General features: G+C 62.1%; 5 protein-coding genes. 4 read left to right on the forward strand and 1 reads right to left on the reverse strand.

The features are described 5' to 3' along the window. The first annotated feature begins 25 nt into the window (after window positions 1–25). The 4 genes from AC1D0P_RS25040 to AC1D0P_RS25055 all read left to right on the forward strand — a co-directional run bounded on the left by AC1D0P_RS25040 (window position 26) and on the right by AC1D0P_RS25055 (window position 1,760). A complete protein-coding gene (locus tag AC1D0P_RS25040; RefSeq protein ID WP_477679208.1) occupies window positions 26–235 on the forward strand; it encodes a hypothetical protein in 210 nt (69 codons plus the stop codon). A 45-nt stretch (window positions 236–280) separates the two neighbouring features. Further along, entirely contained in the window at window positions 281–529 is a 249-nt protein-coding gene (locus AC1D0P_RS25045) for a hypothetical protein (protein ID WP_477679209.1), read from the forward strand. A gap of 255 nt (window positions 530–784) precedes the next feature. Next, window positions 785–1,057, forward strand: coding sequence for a YkvA family protein (locus AC1D0P_RS25050; RefSeq protein ID WP_477679210.1), 273 nt, complete (start codon window positions 785–787; stop codon window positions 1,055–1,057). A 25-nt stretch (window positions 1,058–1,082) separates the two neighbouring features. Beyond that, window positions 1,083–1,760 (forward strand): alpha/beta family hydrolase, encoded by a 678-nt coding sequence (locus AC1D0P_RS25055; protein ID WP_477679211.1) that lies wholly within the window; start codon window positions 1,083–1,085, stop codon window positions 1,758–1,760. Window positions 1,761–1,776: 16 nt separating this feature from the next. Here AC1D0P_RS25055 and AC1D0P_RS25060 read toward each other — a convergent pair whose 3' ends face one another. Beyond that, complete coding sequence (locus AC1D0P_RS25060; RefSeq protein WP_477679212.1) at window positions 1,777–2,040, reverse strand: GSU2403 family nucleotidyltransferase fold protein; 264 nt, start codon at window positions 2,038–2,040, stop codon at window positions 1,777–1,779. Between the last annotated feature and the right edge of the window lie 117 nt (window positions 2,041–2,157).

Below are 2,157 nucleotides of genomic sequence, written 5' to 3' on the forward strand. Positions count from 1 at the left end.
CGATAGAGCCAATAAAGAGCTACTCATGAATCCATCCATCGCCCATGCCGAGCTCATCGCCACTTACAGGAAGGCGGAAGCAGAGGCCGCCTATAAATTCGGCTTGATCAAAACCGTTGCGGCCAAAGGCCCCAAGGCGATCCAGATGGCCGTCGAGACCGCGGACAAAGCCGCCAAACGCAGGGATGCTTATGCCAAAAAGCTCGCGGCGCTCAACGTGGACCTCAAGGATTAGCCGCACCCTTTGCGGATAATCAGGATTTGGAAAGAAAGAAATGCGATGAACCCCGAACCAGAAGAAGCCGAAGAAGCGGAAGAGCCGGAACCGATCGAGGAATACGTTCCCGGTGTCGCAAATGGCCGCAACTACATGGCCAGGCTGTGCCATCTCCCCGACGGTCCCTGGTACATCGATGTGGTGCATATTGAATCGCTGCCGCCCCTGCACGACAGCGACGAAAGGACCTGGCCCACGCGCGATGAGGCTGTCCAGGCGGCCAACAAGCTGGTGGCCGATCTGGGGCACTGACCTCCTCTTACCCCTTCCCCCGCTGGGGGAAGGCAGGGATGGGGGCCAACCGGCCTCCAACCCAAAGCGGCGGTGTCATCAAACGCCGCGGGCCCCCATCCCAACCTTCCCCCAAAGGAGGAAGGAGGAAGAAAGAACAATCCGCACGCCGGCGCGCGAATGTAACGCCTTGCTTGTGCCCTTGCAGCCCAGGCAAGCAGCACCATCTGGATGCCAGCGGCCCGCCGGGCTTGCATCCTCACCCAAGGAGTATTCATGTTCAAACGTCTGACTTTGCTCTGGGTTCTGGTACGCGGCGATGCACGGCGGCTGTGGACGGCCCTGCGCCACCCCGAAGCGCCCGCCTGGTTGAAATGGGGTACCGCGGCGATTGCGCTCTACCTGTTCTCACCGATTGATTTCATCCCCGACATGCTGCCCGTCATCGGTATTGCCGACGACCTGGTGCTGGTTCCGCTGGCGATCCGCTGGCTGCTGAATCGCCTGCCGCCCGGGATCGCCGATCCTGAGGCAAAACCCCAGGAATGAATGCCACCCCGCACGCTCTCCCTTGATGTCAACGCGTCCCATTTCACTGACGATTGCGCTCCCTTCCGGCGCAACCATTTCCGGCCTGCTGCAGAAGCCGGCCGGCGCTGAGGCTTGCTACGTGTTCGCCCACGGCGCCGGCGCGGGCATGGACCACGTTTTCATGGCGTCCATCGCCCACGGCCTCGCGGAACGCAGCATCGCCAGCTTGCGCTTCAATTTTCCGTTCATGGAACAAGGCTCAAAACGCCCGGATTCCCCCGCCGTGGCGCATGCGGCGATCCGGGCAGCGGTCGCTGAAGCGGCGCGGCATATGCCTGCTGGTGTGCCTCTGTTTGCCGGCGGCAAGTCATACGGCGGGCGCATGAGCACGCAGGCGCAGGCGGCTGAGCCATTGCCCGGGGTGAAGGGCCTTGTGCTGGTGGGCTTTCCGCTGCACCCGGCCGGCAAGCCTTCCATCGAACGCGCCGCGCACCTGGCGGGCGTCAAGCTGCCCATGCTCTTTTTGCAGGGCACGCGCGATGCCCTCGCCGACCTGGACCTGATCACGCAGACCACCGCAAGCCTCGGCAAAAAGGCCAGCCTGCATATCGTGCACGGCGCCGACCACGCTTTTCATGTGCTGGTGCGTTCAGGCCGCACCGATGCGCAGGTGCGCGACGAACTGCTGGATGCCATGGCCGCGTGGATGACGACGCGCTAGCTTCCCCGCACGTGCATCAACACGGTACGGCCTGCGTTGCGTGTGGCTGGTTTTGCCAGCTGAGGCAGGTACCGCTGACCAGCACCTCCACCATCTCCGCCTGCCGGTCCTTGTTTTTCTTCAGTGAGTCGCGGTCCTTGTTCCGGGAAAGCTCGTGCTTGATGCGGGCAAAGTCCAGCGGGTGCACCGTGCGAATGCGGGCCATGCCGCCATTCACACCAACAACCATAAGCAGAGGGCGTGCCAACTGGTAACATTTAGCCATGTTGGGTACCACCATCCCGGGGGGCTGTTACAGGGAGCTTGCGTGCTTATTCAGAAGACATCGCGCTCAGGCATTCACCAAATTGTTGGGTAGCGGCAAATCTTTCTCTTGAACCACCGCGTACTCCACAGC

The organism is Polaromonas sp. P1_G2 (assembly GCF_056405515.1).

Coding starts and splice junctions, on each gene's coding strand:
- AC1D0P_RS25040 (WP_477679208.1), top strand. CDS start 26: ATGAATCCATCCATCGCCCATGCCGAGCTCATCGCCACTTACAGGAAG.
- AC1D0P_RS25045 (WP_477679209.1), top strand. CDS start 281: ATGAACCCCGAACCAGAAGAAGCCGAAGAAGCGGAAGAGCCGGAACCG.
- AC1D0P_RS25050 (WP_477679210.1), top strand. CDS start 785: ATGTTCAAACGTCTGACTTTGCTCTGGGTTCTGGTACGCGGCGATGCA.
- AC1D0P_RS25055 (WP_477679211.1), top strand. CDS start 1,083: ATGTCAACGCGTCCCATTTCACTGACGATTGCGCTCCCTTCCGGCGCA.
- AC1D0P_RS25060 (WP_477679212.1), bottom strand. CDS start 2,040: ATGGTGGTACCCAACATGGCTAAATGTTACCAGTTGGCACGCCCTCTG.